This is a genomic window from Mesorhizobium sp. M7A.F.Ca.CA.002.15.2.1 (assembly GCF_003998715.1).
GTDB classification, from domain to species: Bacteria; Pseudomonadota; Alphaproteobacteria; order Rhizobiales; family Rhizobiaceae; genus Mesorhizobium; species Mesorhizobium ciceri.
Map to the genome: position 1 here is coordinate 1 of NZ_RZPI01000018.1, position 21,793 is coordinate 21,793.

20 protein-coding genes and 2 pseudogenes are annotated in these 21,793 nt (G+C 62.2%); 14 read left to right on the forward strand and 8 right to left on the reverse strand.

The genetic code is table 11. The annotated features are described in order from the left end of the window. From ENZ74_RS02450 to ENZ74_RS02490, 9 genes and pseudogenes are all read left to right on the forward strand, one after another. Window positions 1-566, forward strand: a pseudogene (locus tag ENZ74_RS02450) (phosphopentomutase); the annotation flags it as partial. Further along, window positions 559-1,449 (forward strand): bifunctional DNA-formamidopyrimidine glycosylase/DNA-(apurinic or apyrimidinic site) lyase, encoded by an 891-nt coding sequence (gene mutM, locus ENZ74_RS02455; RefSeq protein ID WP_127312656.1) that lies wholly within the window; start codon window positions 559-561, stop codon window positions 1,447-1,449. The pseudogene ENZ74_RS02450 and the gene mutM, both read left to right, overlap by 8 nt. Window positions 1,450-1,580: 131 nt before the next feature. Continuing rightward, window positions 1,581-2,354: an enoyl-CoA hydratase gene (locus ENZ74_RS02460; protein ID WP_013533693.1), complete on the forward strand. Its 774-nt coding sequence runs from the start codon at window positions 1,581-1,583 to the stop codon at window positions 2,352-2,354. 182 nt (window positions 2,355-2,536) lie between these two features. Beyond that, complete coding sequence (rpsT, locus tag ENZ74_RS02465) at window positions 2,537-2,803, forward strand: 30S ribosomal protein S20 (protein ID WP_013533694.1); 267 nt, start codon at window positions 2,537-2,539, stop codon at window positions 2,801-2,803. 925 nt (window positions 2,804-3,728) lie between these two features. Further along, a complete protein-coding gene (gene dnaA / locus ENZ74_RS02470; protein WP_127387494.1) occupies window positions 3,729-5,204 on the forward strand; it encodes a chromosomal replication initiator protein DnaA in 1,476 nt (491 codons plus the stop codon). A 303-nt stretch (window positions 5,205-5,507) separates the two neighbouring features. Continuing rightward, a complete protein-coding gene (dnaN, locus tag ENZ74_RS02475) occupies window positions 5,508-6,626 on the forward strand; it encodes a DNA polymerase III subunit beta (RefSeq protein ID WP_013527877.1) in 1,119 nt (372 codons plus the stop codon). A gap of 82 nt (window positions 6,627-6,708) precedes the next feature. Beyond that, the gene (gene recF, locus ENZ74_RS02480; RefSeq protein ID WP_013527878.1) at window positions 6,709-7,854 is read left to right on the forward strand and encodes a DNA replication/repair protein RecF; all 1,146 of its coding nucleotides are present in this window, start codon (window positions 6,709-6,711) and stop codon (window positions 7,852-7,854) included. Window positions 7,855-7,885: 31 nt separating this feature from the next. Further along, window positions 7,886-8,641 (forward strand): molybdopterin-synthase adenylyltransferase MoeB, encoded by a 756-nt coding sequence (locus ENZ74_RS02485; protein WP_013527879.1) that lies wholly within the window; start codon window positions 7,886-7,888, stop codon window positions 8,639-8,641. A 4-nt stretch (window positions 8,642-8,645) separates the two neighbouring features. After that, window positions 8,646-9,134 carry a GNAT family N-acetyltransferase gene (locus ENZ74_RS02490; protein WP_127218679.1) on the forward strand — a complete coding sequence of 163 codons (489 nt, stop codon included), beginning with the start codon at window positions 8,646-8,648 and terminating at the stop codon, window positions 9,132-9,134. A gap of 47 nt (window positions 9,135-9,181) precedes the next feature. Here ENZ74_RS02490 and ENZ74_RS02495 read toward each other — a convergent pair whose 3' ends face one another. Beyond that, the gene (locus ENZ74_RS02495; RefSeq protein ID WP_013527881.1) at window positions 9,182-10,183 is read right to left on the reverse strand and encodes a D-glycerate dehydrogenase; all 1,002 of its coding nucleotides are present in this window, start codon (window positions 10,181-10,183) and stop codon (window positions 9,182-9,184) included. 209 nt (window positions 10,184-10,392) lie between these two features. Between ENZ74_RS02495 and ENZ74_RS02500 the strand changes: the two genes are divergently transcribed. Continuing rightward, window positions 10,393-10,953 (forward strand): SH3 domain-containing protein, encoded by a 561-nt coding sequence (locus ENZ74_RS02500; RefSeq protein WP_063170456.1) that lies wholly within the window; start codon window positions 10,393-10,395, stop codon window positions 10,951-10,953. Here ENZ74_RS02500 and ENZ74_RS02505 read toward each other — a convergent pair. Together ENZ74_RS02505 and irrA are read right to left on the reverse strand one after the other, a co-directional pair. Continuing rightward, entirely contained in the window at window positions 10,926-11,333 is a 408-nt protein-coding gene (locus tag ENZ74_RS02505) for a DUF4260 domain-containing protein (RefSeq protein ID WP_063169996.1), read from the reverse strand. The genes ENZ74_RS02500 and ENZ74_RS02505 overlap by 28 nt on opposite strands. A gap of 46 nt (window positions 11,334-11,379) precedes the next feature. After that, on the reverse strand, window positions 11,380-11,811 hold the full coding sequence (gene irrA / locus ENZ74_RS02510) for an iron response transcriptional regulator IrrA (protein WP_024503471.1): 432 nt from the start codon (window positions 11,809-11,811) through the stop codon (window positions 11,380-11,382). Between the two features lie 242 nt (window positions 11,812-12,053). Here irrA and fabA point away from each other — a divergent pair, with 242 nt between their 5' ends. The 4 genes from fabA (at window position 12,054) to ENZ74_RS02530 (ending at window position 16,420) form a co-directional block, all read left to right on the forward strand. Continuing rightward, a complete protein-coding gene (gene fabA / locus ENZ74_RS02515) occupies window positions 12,054-12,569 on the forward strand; it encodes a 3-hydroxyacyl-[acyl-carrier-protein] dehydratase FabA (protein WP_013527885.1) in 516 nt (171 codons plus the stop codon). Between the two features lie 52 nt (window positions 12,570-12,621). Then, window positions 12,622-13,842 (forward strand): beta-ketoacyl-ACP synthase I, encoded by a 1,221-nt coding sequence (gene fabB, locus ENZ74_RS02520; protein ID WP_024503470.1) that lies wholly within the window; start codon window positions 12,622-12,624, stop codon window positions 13,840-13,842. A 13-nt stretch (window positions 13,843-13,855) separates the two neighbouring features. Beyond that, window positions 13,856-14,668, forward strand: coding sequence for an enoyl-ACP reductase FabI (fabI, locus tag ENZ74_RS02525; RefSeq protein ID WP_013527887.1), 813 nt, complete (start codon window positions 13,856-13,858; stop codon window positions 14,666-14,668). A gap of 207 nt (window positions 14,669-14,875) precedes the next feature. Beyond that, on the forward strand, window positions 14,876-16,420 hold the full coding sequence (locus tag ENZ74_RS02530; RefSeq protein ID WP_027161757.1) for a bifunctional diguanylate cyclase/phosphodiesterase: 1,545 nt from the start codon (window positions 14,876-14,878) through the stop codon (window positions 16,418-16,420). Window positions 16,421-16,488: 68 nt separating this feature from the next. On the opposite strand, the gene ENZ74_RS02535 is transcribed toward ENZ74_RS02530, so the two are convergent. The 5 genes and pseudogenes from ENZ74_RS02535 to truB form a co-directional block, all read right to left on the reverse strand. Further along, complete coding sequence (locus ENZ74_RS02535; RefSeq protein ID WP_063169995.1) at window positions 16,489-17,508, reverse strand: class I SAM-dependent methyltransferase; 1,020 nt, start codon at window positions 17,506-17,508, stop codon at window positions 16,489-16,491. 100 nt (window positions 17,509-17,608) lie between these two features. Then, on the reverse strand, window positions 17,609-19,756 hold the full coding sequence (gene pnp, locus ENZ74_RS02540) for a polyribonucleotide nucleotidyltransferase (protein WP_013527890.1): 2,148 nt from the start codon (window positions 19,754-19,756) through the stop codon (window positions 17,609-17,611). Between the two features lie 278 nt (window positions 19,757-20,034). Further along, a complete protein-coding gene (gene rpsO / locus ENZ74_RS02545; protein ID WP_269470859.1) occupies window positions 20,035-20,346 on the reverse strand; it encodes a 30S ribosomal protein S15 in 312 nt (103 codons plus the stop codon). Between the two features lie 139 nt (window positions 20,347-20,485). Further along, complete coding sequence (gene corA / locus ENZ74_RS02550; protein ID WP_063169994.1) at window positions 20,486-21,580, reverse strand: magnesium/cobalt transporter CorA; 1,095 nt, start codon at window positions 21,578-21,580, stop codon at window positions 20,486-20,488. Window positions 21,581-21,624: 44 nt separating this feature from the next. Then, a pseudogene (gene truB / locus ENZ74_RS02555) lies at window positions 21,625-21,793 on the reverse strand (tRNA pseudouridine(55) synthase TruB); the annotation flags it as partial.

Below are 21,793 nucleotides of genomic sequence, written 5' to 3' on the forward strand. Positions count from 1 at the left end.
GGACATACATCCGTCATGACTACGCCGTGCCCCCGCCGGAACCGACCCTGCTCGACCGGCTGACGGCGCGTGGCAGCCGTGTCATCGCCGTCGGCAAGATCGGCGACATCTTCGCCCATCGCGGAATTTCGCAAGTGCGCAAGGCGGCAGGCAACATGGCTATGTTCGACGAAGCGCTGGGTGCGATGGATGATGCCGGCGACGGTGACCTCGTCTTCGCCAATTTCGTCGACTTCGACACCGAATTCGGTCACCGCCGCGATGTCGCGGGCTATGCTGCAGCGCTCGAGGCCTTCGACCTGCGGCTGCCGGAGGCATTTGCGAGGCTGCGGCAGGGCGATCTTCTCATCCTGACGGCCGACCACGGCAACGACCCTACCTGGGCCGGGACCGATCACACGCGCGAGCGCGTTCCGGTGATCGGCACTGGACCGGGTCTCAAGGGCGGCGACATCGGACTGAGAACGACATTCGCCGACATCGGCGAAACCGTGGCCGAGCATCTCGGGCTGGCGCCCGGACGCTACGGCACTTCTTTCTATGCGGCGATCGGCGGTCATGCCTGAGGTACCGGAGGTCGAAACCGTCCGGCGCGGACTTCAGCTGGTTCTGGAAGGCGCCACCATCGCCCGCGTCGAGGCGCGCCGACCGGATCTGCGCTTTCCATTTCCCGAGAAATTCGCGCAGCGACTGGCCGGCAAGACGATCACGGCACTCGGCCGCCGGGCCAAGTATCTGACGATGGACCTGGAAGGCGGCCCCGCGCTGATCTGCCATCTCGGCATGTCGGGCTCATTCCGCATCGAGACGGCCGATGGCAGCGACATGCCCGGCATCTTCCGGCACGACCGCTCGAAGAGCTCCAATCACGACCACGTCGTCTTCCATGTCGTGTCTCCGGCCGGTACCCGATCGCGCGTGATCTTCAATGATCCGCGCCGCTTCGGCTTCATGTTGTTTGCGGAAGGACTGCCGGACGTTCATCCGATGCTGGCTGGACTTGGCGTCGAGCCTACGGGCAACACATTGGACGGTGCGCTGCTTTCCTCATTGATGAAGGGGCGGAGATCACCGCTGAAGGCAGCGCTTCTCGACCAGAGGCTGATCGCCGGGCTCGGCAATATCTATGTGTCGGAGGCGTTGTGGCGTGCGGGCCTGTCGCCGCTGCGCGAGGCGGGCACGATCGCCAGGCCCGGAAAGAAAGCCCAGGCCCAAAGCGAACACCTCGCGCAAGCCATTCGTTCGGTGATATCGGATGCGATCGCAGCCGGCGGTTCCTCACTGCGGGACTATATGCAGACCGATGGGTCGCTGGGCTATTTCCAACACGCCTTCGCCGTCTACGACCGCGAAGGCGAGGCCTGCTCCAAGCCCAGTTGCGGCGGCCACATCGAGCGTGTCGTGCAGAGCGGCCGATCGACCTTTTATTGCCGGACATGTCAGCGATGAGTCAGAGCAATTCCAGCAAAAGCGGGGGCGGTTTTCCGTCCGAAATTGGTCAAGACAAGGAGATGGAGCGGTTCTGCGTTTCCGTGAAACGATGAACCGCTCTAGACGAGCGTAAGCAAGGAGAAGCAGCCATGAGCTATGAGACGATCATCACCGAGACGCACGGCAAGGTCGGGCTGATCACGCTGAACAGGCCGCAGGCGCTCAACGCGCTGAACTCCCAGATCCTGACCGAGGTGGTGGCAGCCGTGAACGGGTTCAGCGCCGATCCCGGTATCGGCGCCATGGTCATCACCGGTTCCGAAAAAGCTTTCGCGGCGGGCGCCGATATCAAGGAGATGCAGTCCATCTCCTATGCGGACGCCTACGCCCAAGACTTCTTCGTCGGCTGGGAGGAACTGACGCGGGCGCGAAAGCCTATTATCGCGGCGGTGGCGGGCTATGCACTCGGCGGCGGTTGCGAGCTGGCGATGATGTGCGATTTCATCATCGCCGCCGACACGGCCAAGTTCGGCCAGCCCGAGATCACGCTCGGCGTCATTCCAGGCATGGGCGGGTCACAAAGGCTGACCCGCTTTGTCGGCAAGTCGAAGGCGATGGACATGTGCCTGACCGGGCGGATGATGGATGCCGCCGAGGCCGAGCGTTCTGGCCTGGTGTCGCGGGTCGTGCCTGCCGGTGAACTTGTCGAGGAGGCGCTGAAGGCCGCGGCCAAGATCGCCGCTTTCTCGCTGCCATCGGTGATGATGGCAAAGGAAGCTGTCAACCGCGCCTTCGAGACGACGCTTGCCGAGGGATTGCGGTTCGAGCGCCGGCTGTTTCACTCGCTGTTTGCACTGGACGATCAGAAGGAAGGCATGGCGGCCTTTGCCGAGAAGCGGAAGCCGAATTTCACCAACCGCTGACGCCAATCCCTTGGCTTCGAAGAAGATGGTTGTTGGCCGCCAAAAAGAAGGCCAGGCAGCGTTGACGCGCCGGAAAAGCTGAACTATAAGCCGCACCAACCGAGGCGGCCCTGTGGCAGCCCGTTTGTTTTTTGCGCCCTGCGGCATCCCGCATGCGCCGACCAGATCAGAAGAGAGGCATCATGGCCAATACATCCTCGGCCAAAAAGGCAACGCGCAAGATCGTCCGCCGCGCAGCGATCAACAAGAACCGTCGCTCGCGCGTCCGCACCTATATCCGCCAGGTCGAAGAGGCGCTTGCCTCCGGTGACAAGGCTGCCGCACAGGCTGCCTTCAAGATCGCGGAGCCGGAATTGATGCGCGCCGCAACCAAGGGCGTGATTCACAAGAACACGGCGTCCCGCAAGGTGTCGCGACTGGCTCAGCGGGTCAAGGTACTGTCGGCCTGACATTACTTGCCTAGACTGACGTTCTTCGAACCCGGCCGTTTGTGCCGGGTTTTTTCGTTTGCCGGCAAGCACTTAAAAAGAATGTCCGGAAACGGCGTCTTATGCGGATTTCACAATAGGGAATAGTTTGCCGGCATATGCATGCCTGCTGTTGATCGGCACGCTTGAAAATCGCCGGCCTAATGATTCTTGGCTGTCAAAAATAGCTTATATTTTTCAAACGCTTACAGATGGTGATCCACAGCTTGTCCACACCGGACTGGCCCGATCGGGGAGAAGTCGCTGTCAAGCGAATTATTTCAGAATATTTCTGTCAGCGCCCGGTTTTTCATATTCGCCGGAAAAGGGTTTGAATCACAATGGCTTTGTTAAAATGTGCCGTCGCGGCATGCCACTCGAACCCGCCTCCACTAACCAGATTCCTTAAAAATCCGTTAGACGTGGCCTTGCCCTATCCACAGCGATTTCGGTAGTGTCGATCTATCGAAAGGGACGGGCTCTGGCTCTTAACCCAAGCCTGAATCGGCCAGCTTAAATTGGCGGGATTTGCAACGCGGATCAAGTCCGCGGACGGCTTTGGTTTGTCTTTTTCGATACGGTAGGGGACTGGCGTAACTAGACATGGCAGGTAGACGGCGCGCCGGCGCTCTTTTCGCCGGACGGTGTTGTATTGCCCTGACATACCCAACGCGGACTGGCTTCCATGGGCCGGCACCGGTTCCCACGGATAATGGGCGACGTTCACCTGCCGGCGGCGGCAGCGGACATCGTAGCAAAGACTTAGGTCGCCGGAACCGGATGCAGGAGGCGCATCCCCGGCGGAAAACAGGTACGGAAGGACAAGGAAAAGATCATGCAGAGCGGCATCGAAAGGGAACTTACGGGCGACCTCCCATTTCCTGGAACTTTGATCGGAGCAAACGACATGGCGGTGTCCAGCGACGCGGAACAGAAATTCGACCGGGTCAAGACCCAGTTGAAGGCGCGCCTGGGAACCGAAGTCTATTCGAGCTGGTTTGGCCGCATGAAAGTCGCCGAGGCTTCCAAGGGCATTGTCCGCATCTCGGTGCCTACCGCCTTCCTGCGCTCATGGATCAACGGCCACTATCTCGACCTCATCTCCGAGCTGTGGAAGCAGGAGGATCCCGATCTTCTCAAGATAGACATCGTCGTGCGCACGGCAACCCGTCAGGGACGCGCCCAGGCCGAGCCAGAGGTAACGCCGGCACGCAGCAAGGTGACACGGCAGACGCAGACGGCGCTTGCCGCAGGCACAGTCAGCCCCAGCCGGGTGGAGCGCGCATCGACTCCGCGTCCGGGCACACCCATCGAGAGCGAATTCCGCCACAACGTTCTGGGGTCACCGCTCGATCCACGCTACACGTTCGGCTCTTTCATCGAGGGGCCGTCGAACCGGGTGGCCTTCGCCGCCGCCAAGGCAGTGGCGGAATCGCAATCGAGCGCGGTGCGTTTCAATCCGCTCTTCCTTCACGCAACCGTCGGGCTCGGCAAGACCCATTTGCTGCAGGCCATCGCCGCGGAATCGCTGAAGCAGAACCCCAAGTCGCGCGTCGTCTATCTCACGGCCGAGTATTTCATGTGGCGCTTTGCCACCGCGATCCGCGACAACAACGCTCTGACGCTCAAGGAGCAGCTGCGCGACATCGACCTGCTCATCATCGACGACATGCAGTTCCTGCAGGGCAAGTCGATCCAGCATGAATTCTGCCACCTGATCAACATGCTGCTCGACAGCGCCAAGCAGGTCGTCGTCGCTGCCGACCGGCCACCATCGGAACTGGAATCGCTCGAACCGCGGGTCCGTTCGCGCCTCAATGGCGGTGTCGCGCTTGAAATGTCGGCGCCCGATTTCGCCATGCGCCTCGGCATGCTCAAATTGCGCCTTGCCACGGCCAGGAGCGACGACGCATCCCTCGACATTTCGGAGGAGATCCTCAATCACGTCGCCCGCACCGTGACCGGCAGCGGACGCGAGCTGGAAGGCGCCTTCAATCAGCTTTTGTTCCGTCAATCCTTCGAGCCGCAGATCACCATCGACCGGATCGACGAAATCCTCGGCCACATCTATCGCACAGGCGAGCCGAAGCGTGTCCGTATCGAGGACATCCAGCGCATCGTGGCGCGTCACTACAATGTGTCGAAGACCGAATTGCTGTCCAACCGGCGCACGCGCACCATCGTCAAGCCGCGGCAGGTCGCCATGTACCTGTCGAAGGTGATGACGCCGCGCTCGCTACCCGAGATCGGACGGCGTTTCGGCGGCCGCGATCACACCACGGTGCTGCATGCCGTGCGCAAGATCGAGGACCTTTCCGGCAACGACAACACGCTGGCGCAGGAACTTGAGCTTCTGAGGCGGCTGATCAACGATCAGGCCTGACCCTCCGGGAGGGCCGAACCGAAACAACGCCGGGATTCAATGGCTTGCCAGTGCGGCGCCGGGCCTGCATCGGGCTCGTGGCATCGCCTGGAAGCGATCTGGATTTCGGTTTTTCGACACTGGCTCGCGGACTTCGGGCGCGTTATCCCCAGAAAGCCCGCGTAGCCGGCCTGAACCGGCGGCGCGGGCTTGCGTTTGCTGGTTTTTTCCTGTCAGTTTACGCAGATTCTGAGCCTATTCAGACCTTTCGCGGGACGCCGCTCACTGGTGACCCGTCATTCATTCAAGCGAGCCTGTTTCGTCATGCGTGTTATCCTGGAACGGTCAAATCTCCTGAAGTCGCTCAACCACGTCCATCGTGTGGTCGAGCGGCGAAACACCATACCGATCCTGTCCAACGTGCTGCTCGGCGCCGAAGGCGCCAGCCTTGAAATGAAGGCAACCGATCTCGACCTCGAGGTGACCGAAGCGACGCCCGCCAAGGTGGAGCGCGGCGGGGCGACGACGGTCCCGGCACATCTGCTCTACGACATCGTGCGCAAGCTCGCCGATGGCGCCGAGGTGATGCTGAAGACGGACGAGGACGGCAACGCCATGACGGTGACGTCCGGCCGCTCGAGCTTCCGCCTTCAGTGCCTGCCGCAATCCGACTTCCCGGAGCTTTCGGCCGGATCCTTCTCGCATATCTTCCGTCTCGACTCGGTTGCCCTGAAAGGCCTGATCGAGAAGACCCAGTTCGCCATCTCCACCGAGGAGACACGCTATTACCTGAACGGCATCTACCTGCACACGCATGAGGTTGGCGGCAAGCTGAAGCTGCGCTCGGTGGCGACCGACGGCCACCGCCTGGCGCGCGCCGAGATCGACGCGCCGGCGGGTTCCGAGGGCATGCCGGGCATCATCATTCCGCGCAAGACGGTGAGCGAGCTGCAGAAGCTTGTCGACGATCCGGATGTTGCGGTGACCACCGAACTGTCGGACACCAAGATCCGCTTCACCATCGGCAGCGTGGTTTTGACCTCGAAGCTGATCGACGGCACCTTCCCCGATTATCAGCGGGTCATTCCGACAGGCAACGACAAGAAGCTGATCATCGACCGCCAGAGCTTTGCCGCCGCCGTCGATCGTGTTTCGACCATCTCTTCCGAACGCGGTCGCGCGGTGAAGCTGTCGATCAGCGAGGGTCAGGTGACGCTTGCGGTCAACAATCCGGATTCAGGCAGCGCCACCGAAGAACTGTCCGCTGACTATTCATCCGATCCGATCGAGATCGGCTTCAACGCCAAGTACCTGCTCGACGTTGCCGCGCAGCTGACCGGCACGGAGGCCAAGTTCATGCTGGCGGATGCCGGTTCGCCGACGCTGATCCACGACATGGCCGACGAGACCGCACTCTATGTGCTGATGCCGATGCGCGTGTAGCGGCGCGGTGTCAGCACTTCGGTCCTGTTGTGGACCGGCGGCAAGCGCGATATTTACGGCGACTTCTATAGGCGGATAGCGGTTGCCGGCACAGAACCATATAAGTAAGCTAACACTTACTAATTTCCGCAACTATGCGGCGCTGACGATCGATCTGGCGCCAGGTGCCGTGGTTTTTTCCGGCGACAACGGCGCCGGCAAGACCAATCTCCTCGAAGCGATCTCCTTTTTGACACCGGGACGTGGCTTGCGCCGCGCGCCCTACGCCGATGTCGCGCGCGAGGGCGGCGACGGCGGCTTTGCGCTGCATGCCCGGCTCGACGGACCTGATGGCCAGGTCGAGATCGGAACAGGCATTTCCGGCGGTGACACCGCCGGCGAAGGCGGCAGGCGGGTACGCATCAACGGAGCTTCGGCGCGTTCGGCCGAGGACATGCTGGAATGGCTGCGCGTGGTTTGGCTGACGCCAGCCATGGACGCGTTATTCACCGGACCGGCCGCGGATCGCCGGCGCTTCCTCGACCGGCTGGTGCTGGCGATCGACCCCGGCCACGGGCAACGTGCGATCGACTACGAGAAGGCGATGCGCGGTCGTAACCGACTGCTTACCGAAAGCTCTCGGGACGACCGCTGGTTCGACGCTATCGAGACGCAGATGGCCGAAACCGGTGTGGCGATTGCCGCGGCGCGCGCCGAGATGGTGCGCCTGCTGGCCGCCATGATCGACAGGCTGCCCGACACGGGACCGTTTCCGCAAGCCGATATCGGCCTTTCAGGCGAGCTGGAAGCCGAGATTGCCGTGGCGCCGGCGGTCGATGTGGAGGAACGCTTCCGTCGGACGCTTGCCGAGGGCCGCGAGCGCGATCGCGCCGCCGGACGTACGCTCGACGGCCCGCACCGTTCGGACCTGGTGGTTCGGCACCGCCCCAAGGCGATGCCGGCCGAGCTCTGCTCGACCGGCGAGCAGAAGGCGCTGCTGGTCGGCATCGTGCTGTCGCACGCGAGGCTGACCGGCGAAATGTCGGGCATGACGCCGATCCTGCTGCTCGACGAGATCGCTGCGCATCTCGACAGCGGGCGGCGCGCGGCGCTGTTTTCCATCCTGGAGGAACTGAACTGCCAGGCATTCATGACAGGAACCGATGCTGCGCTGTTTTCCAGTCTCCAGGGCCGTGCGCAATTCCTGACCGTCGACCACGGGACGGTTGGGCCAACCGAAGACCCCTGACAAGGTTTTTCCGTGCCTGTATGATCAGGCAATGACCACTGCCGCCCTGACCGCAGACGAGATCGAACGCTATGCCCGCCACATCGTGCTGCCGGAAATCGGCGGCGCCGGACAGCAGAGGCTGAAGCAGGCCCGGGTGCTGGTCATCGGCGCCGGCGGGCTGGGCGCCCCGGTGCTTGAATATCTTGCCGCCGCCGGCGTCGGCACGCTCGGCGTGGTCGATGACGACACCGTTTCGCTCTCCAACCTGCAGCGTCAGGTCATTCACGGCACCGACACTGTCGGCCTGCTGAAAACCGACAGCGCCAAGGCGGCAATCGCCCGCATCAATCCCAATACCACAGTCGAACCGCATACGTTCCGGCTGACCACGGACAATGCGCCTGCCCTCGTCGCCCGCTATGACATCGTCGTCGACGGTTCCGATAATTTCGAAACGCGCTACGCCGTGGCCGATGCCTGCGCGAGCGCTGGGAAACCGCTGGTGCATGCCGCCGTCGGACGCTTCGACGGCTCGGTCACGGTGCTGAAGCCATTCGAAGACGGCAAGGACGGCAAGCCCAACCCAGGCTATCGTGACCTGTTTCCCGAGGCGCCACCGCCGGGCCTGGTGCCGTCCTGCGCCGAAGTCGGCGTGCTTGGCGCGCTGACCGGCGTCATCGGCACGCTGCAGGCCATGGAGGCGGTCAAGCTGATCACCGGCGTGGGCGAACCGCTGGTCGGCCGGCTGCTGCTTTATGATGGGCTGGCGGCGCGCTTCGACACCATCCGTTACAAGAGAAGCTGAATTCTTGGACCTGATCGAAGCAGTCTCCATCAGGCGGATCCCGACCGATTTCGACCGTTGGGACGATGTGCTCGCATTGATCATGCGTGCCTTCGCCTCGATGGACGACGTCATCGACCCGCCCTCCTCGGCCCACCTTTTGACCGCCGACACTCTGCGGGACAAGGCGCGGCGGGAGACCGGCTTCGTGGCGCTCAGGGGTGATCGGATCGTCGGCTGCGTCTTTGCCCTTGAAAAGGTGGCAGAGTTCTATGTCGGCAAGCTCGCCGTGGCGCCGGACTGCCAGGGACAAGGCATCGGCCGGCGGCTGATGCAGGCGGTCGAAGACCTTGCCCGCGGCCGCGGCAAGGCCGCCATCGAGCTTCAGACGCGGATCGAGTTGACCGCGAACCACGCGGCCTTTGCTCGCCTCGGCTTTCGCGAAACTGGACGGACGGCGCATGACGGCTATGCCAGGCCGACCTCGATCACCATGCGCAAAGCTCTCCCGTAAGTCTTATCTTACGGTTTGTGGGCCACGGATATCGCACCGCGACAGTGTCAGGTCCTGAGCGGCAGCACGCGGTCTGGTGGGCGGTGGCCGTCAACGAAGGCGCGGATGTTGATGATGACCTTTTCACCCATGTCGATACGGCCCTCGAGCGTCGCCGAGCCCATATGCGGCAAAAGCACGACCTTGTTCTTGGCCGCGAGCTTCAGCAGCTTGCCGTTCAAGGCCGGCTCGTGCTCGTAGACATCGAGGCCGGCGCCGGCGATCTTGCCGTCCTGGATCAGCTTGACCAGTGCTTCCTCGTCGATGATGTCGCCGCGCGCGGTGTTGACGACATAGGCGGTGGGCTGCAGTAGCGCCAGCCGCCGCGCCGAAAGCAGATGGAAGGTTGCCGGCGTCGAGGGACAGTTGACCGAGATGATATCCATGCGGGCCAGCATCTGGTCGAGGCTTTCCCAATAGGTCGCCTCCAGCCCGTCTTCCACGGCCGGCAGCACGCGGTGGCGGTTGTGATAGTGGATCGACAGTCCGAAGGCCTTGGCCCGCCTGGCTACGGCCGTGCCGATCCGCCCCATGCCGACAATGCCGAGCCGCTTGCCCCAGATGCGCCGGCCCAGCATCCAGGTCGGCGACCAGCCGGCCCATTTCTTGTCGCCGGTGAGCACATTGGCGCCTTCCGCGAGCCGCCGCGGCACCGCCAGCATCAGCGCCATCGTCATGTCGGCGGTGTCTTCGGTCAGGACATTCGGCGTGTTGGTGACGGTGATGCCCCTCTTGGCCGCAGCCGCGACATCGATCTTGTCGACGCCGTTGCCAAAATTGGCGATCAGCTTGAGGTTGTCGCCTGCCTGAGCGATCAGCGCCGCGTCGATATTGTCGGTAATGGTCGGCACCAGAACGTCGGCTTCCTTGACCGCCGCGACCAGTTCCGGCTGCGTCATCGGCCGGTCCTCGACATTCAGCCTTGCGTCGAACAGTTCGCGCATGCGGGTCTCGACCGGGTCGGGCAGCTTGCGCGTGATGACGACGAGAGGCCTTTTTTTGCCTGCCATTGTTTCCCTCTCGAGTATTTGCCGCAATTCCGAACGCAAAACCGCTTCACAGGTTTGCTGGAATTGCTCTAACCCGATCTCGTTGAGACCTCTTTAACCAAGACCGGCGAAACTGAAAGCCGGTCGCGGTGCCGATTACCCATGTAACAAGCGGTGCCGCCGAAGACAAAGAAAAAGGGGCGCCGAGGCAAGCGCCGAAAGGAATGAAAGTGTCTGGTTTCGCGTCGCTTCGCCTGGCCCTCAGTGCAGCATTTTTCGGCGCTCTGCTTTATTCTCCGCTTACGGCGGCACAGAGTGCGGCTGCACCTGCCCAGAGCGTCGTCACGCTCGGGCCGAGCGGCCTGCCGCTGCCGCGATTCGTCAGCCTGAAATCCGGCCGCGTCAACTCGCGCGTCGGCCCCGGCGCCAACTACTCGGTCGACTGGATGTACATGAAGGCCGGCCTGCCGATGGAGATCATCCAGGAATTCGACACATGGCGCCGCGTGCGCGATGCCGATGGTTCGGAAGGCTGGATCAACCAGTCGCTGCTTTCCGGCCGACGCACGGCAATCGTCGCACCATGGCAGCGTGGCAAGGGCACCCGGATCAATCTTCTCAACAGCCCCGACAAGGATGCAAGGGTGGTCGCGATGATCGAACCTGGCGTCATGGGTACGATCAAATCCTGCGACGGCCAGTGGTGCGAAATGACGTTCGACGGCCACACCGGCTGGCTTGCCCAGTCGGTCGTCTGGGGCGCCTATCCCGGCGAACGGGTCAAGGACTGATTCTCTTTCGCGGTCCTGGCTTTATGCCCGATACGGCCGAGATGGGTGTCCTGGAAGCCGGTCGGCAGCTTCAGACCGTAGCCCAGCGCACGGTCGATGGCGATGTGGGCGATCCATATCAGCGCAACCGCCATCGCGGCCGCATTGCCCCACATGTGCCCGCCGAGCAGCAGCAGCACGGGCACGATCAGGATGTGCAAGGCGTTGTAGGCAAGGGCACCGACGCGCGGACCGGCCAGATAGCCCGACATCGATAGGTCAGGCGCCAGGATAAGCAATCCGAAGAGCCACCAGGAGATGCCGGTCGAACCGTAGAAAATGACGGCAGCCAGTGCCACGATCGCCCATTCGAGCCGGATTACGAGATCGAGGGGTTTCATCCCTGGCCGATAATTCTGGCTTGGCAGATGATTCCGGCCTCGCCAGTCATTCGCGGCGTTTGGGGCGCAGCCTCACGACGATGTCGACATTGGCGATCTCCATCCCTTCCGGAGGCTCCGGCAGGTTCGCAACCGTCACCGGACCGCTGTCGATGTCGAATATACGGTTTTCGCCTTCGATGTAGAAATGGTGGTGGTCGGAGGTGTTGGTGTCGAAATAGGTTTTCGCGCCTTCGACGGCGAGGATGCGCAAAAGTCCCGCCTGGGTAAACTGGTGAAGGGCATTGTAGACGGTGGCCAGCGACACCGGCACGCCGGCGGCAACCGCCTCCTCGTGCAGTTCCTCGGCCGACAGATGCCGGTCGCCCTTGGCGAAAAGCAGATCGGCCAGCGCAATGCGCTGACGCGTCGGCCTCAGCCCGGCTTCACGGACCCGCTTGTCCACAGCGACATTTTCCTTCCGGCCGTCCAGGTCCATCTTCTCGTCGAACCCCACAGTTCCGCCCCAAGACACGCCCAGAATGGCAAAAAAATGAACGTCTGCCGAAACCGGACCTCTCAGGACATATATTCTGTCGTCCGAATGCGATCAATAGCGCGCATTGACCCAGGCAGACGAGCAGGCTAAGCGCAAACGCCGGTTTCCGGCCTGAAACAGATTGTGTTAGGAAACCAACGACAAGGGCACCCGATGGCCCGGAACGATATGGGATGAGATTGATGGCGGGTAAATCCAGCTACGAGTACGACGAATTGCTGGCCTGCGCCCGCGGCGAACTGTTCGGACCGGGCAACGCCCAGCTTCCCTATCCGCCAATGCTGATGTTCGACCGCATCACCGAGATCAGCGAGACCGGCGGCGCCTTCGAGAAGGGTTTCATCCGCGCGGAGTTCGACATCAAGCCGGACCTGTGGTTCTTTGCCTGCCATTTCATCGGCAATCCGATCATGCCGGGGTGCCTCGGCCTCGACGCCATGTGGCAACTGACGGGCTTCTATCTTGGCTGGCTTGGCGAACCCGGGAAGGGAATGGCGCTGTCGACCGGCGAAGTGAAATTCAAGGGCATGGTCACGCCTTCGGTGAAGAAGGTCGAATATGGCATCGACTTCAAGCGCGTGATGCGGGGCCGGCTGGTGCTCGGCATCGCCGATGGCTGGCTGAAGGCGGATGGCGAACCCATATACGCGGCAACGGATTTGAAAGTCGGTCTGTCCAAGCAGTCGGCGGTCGGCTGACCGGCACCCCTGGCCGGCCCCCTTTGGCCAGCATCCCTGGAAGGAGTTGCGAATGAGACGTGTCGTAGTCACAGGCCTCGGCATCGTGTCGTCGATCGGCAACAATGCCAACGAGGTGCAAGCCTCGCTGCATGACGCCAGATCAGGCATCAGCTTCTCGGATTCCTTCGCCGAACACGGCTTCCGCTGCCAGGTCTGGGGAGCGCCGACGCTCGATCCATCGGCGATGATCGATCGCCGTGCGATGCGCTTCCTGAGCCAGGGTGCTGCATGGAACCACGTCGCCATGGACCAGGCGATCGCGGATGCGGGCCTCGGCGAGAGCGACATCACCAATGAGCGCACCGGCATCGTCATGGGATCGGGCGGACCATCCACCCGCACCATCGTCGAAGCTGCCGAAACGACGCTGAAGAACGGCAGTCCCAAGCGCATCGGTCCATTCGCGGTGCCGAAGGCAATGTCGTCGACCGCATCGGCGACGCTTGCCACATGGTTCAAGATCCACGGCGTCAACTACTCGATCTCGTCGGCCTGTTCGACCTCGGCGCATTGCATCGGCAATGGCTATGAATTGATCCAATGGGGCAAGCAGGACATCGTCTTCGCCGGCGGCCACGAGGATCTCGACTGGACGATGTCGGACCTGTTCGACGCCATGGGCGCCATGTCGTCGAAATTCAACGACAAGGCATCGACCGCCTCCCGTGCGTATGACGTCAATCGCGACGGCTTCGTCATTGCCGGGGGCGCCGGTGTGCTGGTGCTGGAAGAGCTTGAGCATGCCAAGGCGCGCGGCGCCAAGATCTATGCCGAGATCGTCGGCTATGGCGCGACGTCGGATGGCTACGACATGGTTGCTCCTTCAGGCGAAGGCGCGGTCCGCTGCATGCGCCAGGCGCTGGCCACGGTTTCCACGCCGGTCGACTACATCAACACCCATGGCACCTCGACGCCGGTGGGAGATTCCAAGGAAATGGGCGCCATCCGCGAGGTGTTCGGCCCAGAGATGCCGTACATCACCTCGACGAAGTCGCTGACCGGCCATTCGCTGGGCGCGGCCGGCGTGCAGGAATCCATCTACTCGATCCTGATGATGCAGGGCGGTTTCATCGGCGAAAGCGCCCATATCGAGACCCTCGACCCCGAATTCGAGGGCATGCCGATCGTGCGAAAGCGCATCGACGACGCCAGGATCGACACTGTTTTGTCCAATTCGTTCGGCTTCGGTGGCACCAACGCCACGCTCGTTTTCCAGCGCTATTCCGCATAAGGATTTGCCGGCCATGGACGGATTGATGAAGGGCAAGCGCGGGCTTGTCATGGGTGTCGCCAACGATCATTCGATCGCCTGGGGCATCGCCCGGAAATTATCCGAACACGGGGCGGAACTCGCCTTCACCTATCAGGGCGATGCCTTCGGACGCCGGGTCAAGCCGCTGGCCGACAAGCTCGGCGCCTCGCTGGTCGTGCCGTGCGACGTCGAGGACAGCGCTTCGGTCGCCGCCACGTTCGAGACCCTGGGCAACGAATGGGGCGGGCTGGATTTCATCGTCCACGCCATCGGCTTTTCCGACAAGAACGAGTTGAAAGGCCTCTACGCCGACACCAGCCGGGACAATTTCGTCCGCACCATGGTGATCTCCTGCTACTCCTTCACCGAGGTCGCCCGCCATGCGGCCACCTTGATGAAGGACGGCGGATCGATGATCACGCTGACCTATGCGGGCTCCGTCCGCGTCATGCCGAACTACAATGTCATGGGCGTCGCCAAGGCCGGACTGGAGGCCAGCGTGCGCTACCTCGCCAACGATTACGGTCCGCGCGGCATCAGGGTAAACGGCATATCGGCTGGGCCCGTGCGCACGCTCGCCGGCGCCGGCATTTCGGACGCCCGCCACATGTTCTCCTACCAGCAGCGAAACTCGCCACTGCGCCGCACGGTGACCATCGACGAGGTCGGTGGTTCGGCGCTTTATCTGTTGTCGGATCTGTCTTCCGGGGTTACCGGCGAAATCCACTATGTCGATTCCGGCTATCACATCGTTTCCATGCCGACGCTCGACGAATTGAAGCAGACCGACGGCGGGCGAGACTAACGCCTGTCGGCCAAAGGTGCGCGACGGTTTTGAAATGGCGGACATCTGAAAACACGAAGCTTAAAGCGCGCGGCTAAACCCCGTTTCAGCGCCAGTCGCATTGATCCGCTCAAGAAATACTTCCGGTCCAATAAAATTGGATTCATTCGCGGAAACTCATTTTAAGGAGATATCCGGTAGAAAGCTCCGTACTCAGGGGAACTTTCAATGCTCGCCGTCAGCAACCCGAAGCGAACACCGGTGTTCCGACTGCTCACCATAGCGAGTTCGGGTCTCGGCAGTTTCGTCCTCGGGCTCTGGGGCCTGAAGCTCGGTCTCGGCGATGGCTTTGCCGGCATCTCCGCCGACATGATGGTCTCGGTGATGGCCGCTCTTTGCGCACTGGCGGCGTCGGTCGCCGCGATGTCCTTCTTCGCCGGCGTCGATGAATCGGCGGATTTCGTCTTCACGGAAACCCATTTCGACAAGCTGACCGGCCTGGTGGCACGTCCGGCGATGGTCGGCAAGATTGCCGAGGCGGCATGCGCGACCAGCCGGACCGGCGAGCCGATGTTCCTCATCGATATCGACATCGACCGGTTCAAGCAGATCAATGACGCCATCGGCTACAGCCAGGGCGACGAGCTGATCCGCGCCTTCACCAAGCGCTTGAAGACGTGCGTGCCGCCGCGCGCGCTGATCGGACGCATCGGCGCCGGTGAATTCGCGATCCTGCTCCCCGACAACCAAGTCGCAGGGTCCTTGGAAAGCACCATAGAGAGGCTCATCGACGAGATGATGGAGCCCTATGATCTCGGTACGCACCTGCAATCGGTCAGCCTGTCGGTCGGCATCGTGGCGATGCCAAAGGACGGTGTCGATCCCGTCCTCATCCTGCGCCGCTCCAATCTGGCGCTGCAGAACGCGCGCGCCAGCGGCGTCGGCAACTGGTCCGTCTTCCATGCCGAAATGGGCAGGGTCGCCGACCATCGCCAGTGGATCGAATCCGAACTGCATACAGCCTTCGAGCGCGGTGACTTCGACCTTCATTACCAGCCGCAGCTCGATCTCCCGACCGGCCGCATCGTCGGCTACGAAGCGCTGATCCGCTGGCGGCATCCGGAACGCGGCATGATCCCGCCGATGGAGTTCATTCCGATCGCCGAGGAAACCGGCATGATCGGCCCGATCGGCGAATGGGTGCTGCGCAAAGCCTGCAGCGACGCCCGGCATCTGCCCGACGACTGCTTCGTCGCCGTCAACATCTCGCCCGTCCAGTTCATGACCAAGGACTTCGTCGGCATCGTGCGCGACACCATGACGAGCACCGGCATCAAGCCGTCACGGCTGGAACTGGAAGTGACCGAGACGGCGATGATGCAGGATCGCGACCGCGCCGCCGCCATCCTGAAGGAGCTTGCGGATATCGGCATTTCGGTCGCCGTCGATGATTTCGGCACCGGCTATTCCAATTTGAGCTACCTGATCGATTTCTCATTCGGCAAGCTGAAGATCGACCGGTCCTTCGTCAGCCGCCTCGACACAGATTCCAGCTCCGGCGCGGTCGTCTCGACCATCGTCGGGCTTTCGCGCGCGCTCGGCGTCAGCATCATTGCCGAAGGCGTCGAGACCGAAAGCCAGGCGACACTGCTCAGGGCAGCCGGCTGCGAGGTGGTGCAAGGCTACCTGTATGGCAGGCCCGCCCCCCTCAAGATCAGGGTCGGCGACGTGCATATCACCGATGAGGTCCGGCGCGTTGCCAATCTGCATTGAGTGCGACGCGATATCTGTTTTTGAGCATGATCTTTTCCGAAACCGGTATCCACTTTCGGGATCATGCTTCAACGACGAGCGGAAAGCACCTTGAACATGCCGTCACGAGCGAGTTCGGCATGGCTCGAAAAGACAGCCGCCAAGATCGGTTCGTAGGGAAGCTGACGGTTGGCGACCATGAACAGCCGCCCACCCGGCTTCAAGGCCTTGGCCGCCGCTCGGATCATGCCGGCGCCGATCTCCGGCTCGGCCGCCCGGCTGCGGTGAAAGGGCGGGTTCATGGCAATCGCGTCGTAGCGCTTCTCGACTGGTTCCTTCAGCAGATCGATCCAGAAGAAATTCCTGGCGGTCGGCTGGCTGACCGCTGCCAGATTGAGCTTCGCGGCTTCAAGCGCGGCGAAATCGGCCTCATAGAGGTCGAGCGCCTGAACGCCGGGGGAGCGGGCGGCGATCTCGGCCGCCACATAGCCCCAGCCGGCGCAGAGATCGGCAATGCTGCCACGCAGGTCATTGGGCAGGTTCTCGACCAGCAATTTCGATCCGGTATCGATCCGGTCGAACGAGAACATGCCGGGCGCGGTGTGGCACCGGCCTTCAACCAGCAGAGCGGGGTTGGCAGCGCGCAATTCTTCCGCGGCGGCCAGATCGGCGGGACGTCGCAGCCAGAAGGCAATGCCGTGATATTTGGGCAAATGGCCTTCAAGCGGCACAAGCTCGTCAACGCGCTTGCGCAGGCTGGCAATGCCATCGTCCTTGCCGCCGGCAATGACGACCAGGCCGCCCGGCGCCACGCACTCAAGCGCCTGCGCGATGCGCACTTCGTTCAAGCCGCGATGCCGGCCGGCAAGCACAAGTGCCATATCGAAGCCATCGCCTTCCACTTGCGCGGTGACGACGAAGCCAGACGCCTGCAGCACGCTAAAATGCGGCCGGAAGCCCTGTACGAGGTGAAGCGTCGCCTCAAAGCCTTCAGGCAGGCGAAAACCCGGCTCAGCGCCGAAAAACAGGGCGCGCGTGCCCTTTCCCGGCAAAGCAACAGCCTCCGCCTCGAAGGGATGGAAAAGCGTCTTCAACGGCTCGGCGGACATTGTTCGATCTCGACTTGTCTAAGCGCTTTGAAACCCAGGCTGAAAATGAAAACGGGCGCGACATAAGCCGCGCCCGTTTCGATTCATGATCTCAGACCAATCAGGCGGCGTTTTCTTCGCCTTCGGTCTTCTTGTCGCGGGCGAGTTCCTTGCCGGTGGCCTGGTCGACGACCTTCATCGACAGGCGGACCTTGCCGCGCTCGTCGAAGCCCATCAGCTTGACCCAGACCTTGTCGCCTTCCTTGACCACGTCCGAGGTCTTGGCGACCCGGTCGTTGGCAAGCTGCGAGATGTGGACGAGGCCGTCACGCGGGCCGAAGAAGTTGACGAAAGCGCCGAAGTCCGCGGTCTTGACGACCGTACCTTCGTAGATCTCGCCGACTTCCGGCTCGGCGACGATGGTGTGGATCCACTTCTTCGCCGCCTCGATCTCCTTGGCATTGGACGAAGCGATCTTGACCGTGCCGTCGTCCTCGATGTTGATCTTGGCGCCGGTCTTTTCGACGATCTCGCGGATCACCTTGCCGCCCGAGCCGATCACGTCACGGATCTTGTCGGTCGGGATGTGCATCACTTCGATGCGCGGTGCGAACTCACCCAGTTCCGAACGCGCGCCGGTCAGAGCATGCGCCATCTCGCCGAGGATGTGCTGGCGGCCATCCTTGGCCTGGTCCAGCGCGATCTTCATGATCTCCTCGGTGATGCCTTCGATCTTGATATCCATCTGCAGCGAGGTGATGCCGTTGGCGGTGCCGGCGACCTTGAAGTCCATGTCGCCGAGGTGATCCTCGTCACCGAGGATGTCGGATAGAACGGCGAAACGCTCGCCTTCCTTGATCAGGCCCATGGCGATACCGGCGACGGGCTTGGCCAGCGGCACGCCGGCATCCATCAGCGCCAGCGAGGTGCCGCAGACGGTGGCCATCGACGACGAACCGTTGGACTCGGTGATCTCCGAGACGACACGCAGCGTGTAGGGGAACTGGTCGGCGCTCGGCAGCATCGGGCGAATGGCGCGCCAGGCGAGCTTGCCATGGCCGATTTCGCGGCGACCCGGCGAACCCATGCGGCCGGTCTCGCCGACGGAATAGGGAGGGAAGTTGTAGTGAAGGAGGAACTTCTCCTTGTACATGCCGGTCAGCGAATCGACATACTGCTCATCCTCGCCGGTGCCGAGCGTGGCAACGACCAGCGCCTGGGTCTCGCCGCGGGTGAACAGCGCCGAACCGTGGGTGCGCGGCAGGACGCCGACTTCGGAGACGATCTTGCGGACCGTCTTGAGGTCACGGCCATCGATGCGCGAACCGGTGTCGAGGATGTTCCAGCGCACGACCTTGGCCTGGAGTTCCTTGAATACCGAACCGATCTGCTCGGAAGTGTACTTGGCATCTTCGCCTTCGGCCGGGGCAAACGCTGCCTTGACCTTCGCCTTGACGGCGTCGACGGCGGCGTAACGCTTCTGCTTGTCGACGTTCTTGTAGGCGTTGCTGAGTTCGTCGCCGACGATCTTCAGCATCTCGGCTTCAAGCGCGGAATAGTCCGGCGCGGTGAAGTCGCGCGGCTCCTTGGCGGCGACTTCGGCCAGCTTGATGATGGCGTCGATGACCGGCTGGAAGCCCTTGTGGCCGAACATGACGGCGCCGAGCATCAGCTCTTCGCCCAATTCCTTGGCTTCGGACTCAACCATCAGCACAGCGTCGGCGGTGCCGGCGACAACGAGGTCGAGCTTGGATTCCTGCATCTCGTCGACATGCGGGTTCAGAACGTATTCGCCGTTGATGTAGCCGACGCGGGCGCCGCCGACCGGGCCCATGAAGGGGACGCCGGAGAGCGTCAGGGCGGCCGAAGTGGCAACGATCGACAGGATGTCGGGATCGTTCTCGAGATCATGCTGGACGACGGTGACGACGATCTGGGTGTCGTTCTTGTAGCCGGAGGCGAAGAGCGGGCGGATCGGGCGGTCGATGAGGCGGGAAACCAGCGTTTCCTTCTCGCTCGGACGGCCTTCACGCTTGAAATAGCCACCCGGGATCTTGCCGGCGGCGTAGGTCTTTTCCTGGTAGTTGACGGTCAGCGGGAAGAAATCGAGGCCGGGCTTCGGCTCCTTCATCGAAACGACGGTGGCGAGGACCTTGGTCTCGCCGTAGGTGGCGAGCACCGCGCCATCAGCCTGGCGCGCGATCTTGCCGGTTTCGAGGATGAGCGGACGACCGCCCCATTCGATTTCCACTTTGTGGTGATTGAACATCTCTTGTCCTTAATATGAGGAAAGGGCCGCGCCGTTTCACGGTGCGCGGAGATGCCCTTTCCCTGGCTTCCTTTCTCGGGCAGCCACGGGCAAGACAACGGGAGGCTCGGGTGATTTCGGCGCGGTGCGCGCGCGAGCGTCCTGCAATCCTGCCCCATGACCGTCCATGGGCGGTTTCGAGTGCCCTCTGCACGATCGAAACCGGGTCTGGCCAGTCGATACGACTGGCAGAATGCGCGACCGGCGGGCTCTCCTTCGAAAGCCCGCCGGTCAATTCGTCAACGACGCAGACCGAGCTTCTCGATCAGCGTCTGGTAGCGCGCGTCGTCCTTGCGCTTGAGATAATCAAGCAGGCTGCGGCGCTGGGAGACGAGAGCAAGCAGACCACGGCGGGAATGGTTATCCTTCTTGTGGTCCTTGAAATGGTCGGTCAGGTTCTTGATGCGCTCGGAAAGGATGGCCACCTGGACTTCCGGAGACCCGGTATCGCCCTTGGCGGTTGCGAATTCACCCATCAATTCCTGTTTGCGCTCGGCAGTAATCGACATCGTGTTTTTCCTTATCTGTTTGAGGAAACGGGTCGCCCTCAGCCGGGATGTCGTCCAGCAGGGGCCGGTGCAAGCAAAGCGTCATAGCGCTAAGCTGCGGCGCATATAGTGCAATTCCCCGGAAAACACCAGCCCAATTCACAAGCCGGCTTTTCAGGCCAAAATGGCAGGTTTATCCCTGTCAAAGCCATTTCTTCCATTTGAAGAAGGCGATCAGCCCGAACGCGACAAGCGCCATGAACAGCAGCGACAAGGGATAGCCGTAGTAGGCCTTCAGTTCCGGCATGTTCCAGGGCGAAGACTCCGGATCGAAATTCATGCCCCAGATGCCGACCAGGAAGGTGAGCGGCATGAAGATGACCGAGACGATGGTGAGATAGCTGATAACGTCGTTGGTGCGCGCCTGGCTCAGCGACAGGTGCATCTCGATCAGGCCGGTCAGCATATCGCGCTGGGTCTCGACCAGCTCGATCAGCCTGAGCGCATGGTCGAGCGTGTCGTTGAGGAAGATCTTGGTCTCGGCCTTCACATAGGGCACATCGTTGCGGATCAGCGTCGCCAGCGCATCGCGCATCGGCCACAGCACGCCTTTCAGCACGTTGGCGTCACGCCGCAATTCATGCAGCTGCCGCATCTGGTGTTTGTGCGGCGAATGCAGCATCTGGTCCTCGATGCTGTCGACCATGTCACCGGCGGCCTCGATCGGCGGAAAATAGCTGTCGACGATGGCATCGATCAGCGCATAGGCAAGATAGTCGGCGCCGCGGGCGCGCAGCCGGTTGGGCGCCGAACTTTCAATGCGCTTGCGCACCGGATCGAATGGATCGCCTTCCCGCTCCTGGAAGGTAACGACGAAGTTGCTGCCGAAGAAGACGGCGATCTGCTCATAGCGGTGCGAGGTGACATCGTCGATCATCCTGACGACGACGAAGGCATGGTCCTCGAAGAAGTCGACCTTAGGCCGCTGGCCGGTGTTGACGACGTCCTCCAGCGCCAGCGGATGCAGGCTGAAAATGCGGCCGATCTCCTCGATCAGCGGGATGTTGGCGAGGCCGGTGCAGTCGAGCCAGAGGACCGGCCATTTGTGGCAATGGGTGTTGAGGTCGTCGATGCTGGCATTTTCGATAGTCTTGAATTTTTCGGGCGAGATCAGCGTCAGACGCAGTTCCGAGCGACGCGCCGACGGGTCGGCGATCAGCGTGCCGGGCGACGCACCGACCGGCGGCCGCCGCGTTTTCGCCGGTGCCCGCGTCTTCACGGTCTCAGCCTTTGCCATATTCCCCTCGTGCGAGTCCTCGCCTCGACATTAGACGACAGGAATCAACCGGCAAAGACCCGCTTGGGCTTGAACATGCCTTGCTCAATGGCACCGATGGCGACCAGCTTGCCGCGCGCCGTGGCGCAGGCTTCTTCGGCTTCCACCGGTGCGTCGCGGCCGCGGATGATGACCGGGTTGCCGAGGCGGATCTTGGTTGCCGCGTCATCGCTG

Excerpts from the sequence above, each read along its gene's own strand:
- ENZ74_RS02505 (WP_063169996.1), bottom strand. The coding sequence starts at position 11,333 with ATGAAACCCCTCGATCTCGTAATCCGGCTCGAATGGGCGATCGTGGCA.
- pnp (WP_013527890.1), bottom strand. The coding sequence starts at position 19,756 with ATGTTCAATCACCACAAAGTGGAAATCGAATGGGGCGGTCGTCCGCTC.
- corA (WP_063169994.1), bottom strand. The coding sequence starts at position 21,580 with ATGGCAAAGGCTGAGACCGTGAAGACGCGGGCACCGGCGAAAACGCGG.
- ENZ74_RS02460 (WP_013533693.1), top strand. The coding sequence starts at position 1,581 with ATGAGCTATGAGACGATCATCACCGAGACGCACGGCAAGGTCGGGCTG.
- ENZ74_RS02485 (WP_013527879.1), top strand. The coding sequence starts at position 7,886 with ATGACCACTGCCGCCCTGACCGCAGACGAGATCGAACGCTATGCCCGC.
- mutM (WP_127312656.1), top strand. The coding sequence starts at position 559 with ATGCCTGAGGTACCGGAGGTCGAAACCGTCCGGCGCGGACTTCAGCTG.
- fabB (WP_024503470.1), top strand. The coding sequence starts at position 12,622 with ATGAGACGTGTCGTAGTCACAGGCCTCGGCATCGTGTCGTCGATCGGC.
- dnaA (WP_127387494.1), top strand. The coding sequence starts at position 3,729 with ATGGCGGTGTCCAGCGACGCGGAACAGAAATTCGACCGGGTCAAGACC.
- ENZ74_RS02535 (WP_063169995.1), bottom strand. The coding sequence starts at position 17,508 with ATGTCCGCCGAGCCGTTGAAGACGCTTTTCCATCCCTTCGAGGCGGAG.
- ENZ74_RS02495 (WP_013527881.1), bottom strand. The coding sequence starts at position 10,183 with ATGGCAGGCAAAAAAAGGCCTCTCGTCGTCATCACGCGCAAGCTGCCC.
- irrA (WP_024503471.1), bottom strand. The coding sequence starts at position 11,811 with ATGGACCTGGACGGCCGGAAGGAAAATGTCGCTGTGGACAAGCGGGTC.
- fabA (WP_013527885.1), top strand. The coding sequence starts at position 12,054 with ATGGCGGGTAAATCCAGCTACGAGTACGACGAATTGCTGGCCTGCGCC.
- fabI (WP_013527887.1), top strand. The coding sequence starts at position 13,856 with ATGGACGGATTGATGAAGGGCAAGCGCGGGCTTGTCATGGGTGTCGCC.
- ENZ74_RS02530 (WP_027161757.1), top strand. The coding sequence starts at position 14,876 with ATGCTCGCCGTCAGCAACCCGAAGCGAACACCGGTGTTCCGACTGCTC.
- dnaN (WP_013527877.1), top strand. The coding sequence starts at position 5,508 with ATGCGTGTTATCCTGGAACGGTCAAATCTCCTGAAGTCGCTCAACCAC.
- rpsT (WP_013533694.1), top strand. The coding sequence starts at position 2,537 with ATGGCCAATACATCCTCGGCCAAAAAGGCAACGCGCAAGATCGTCCGC.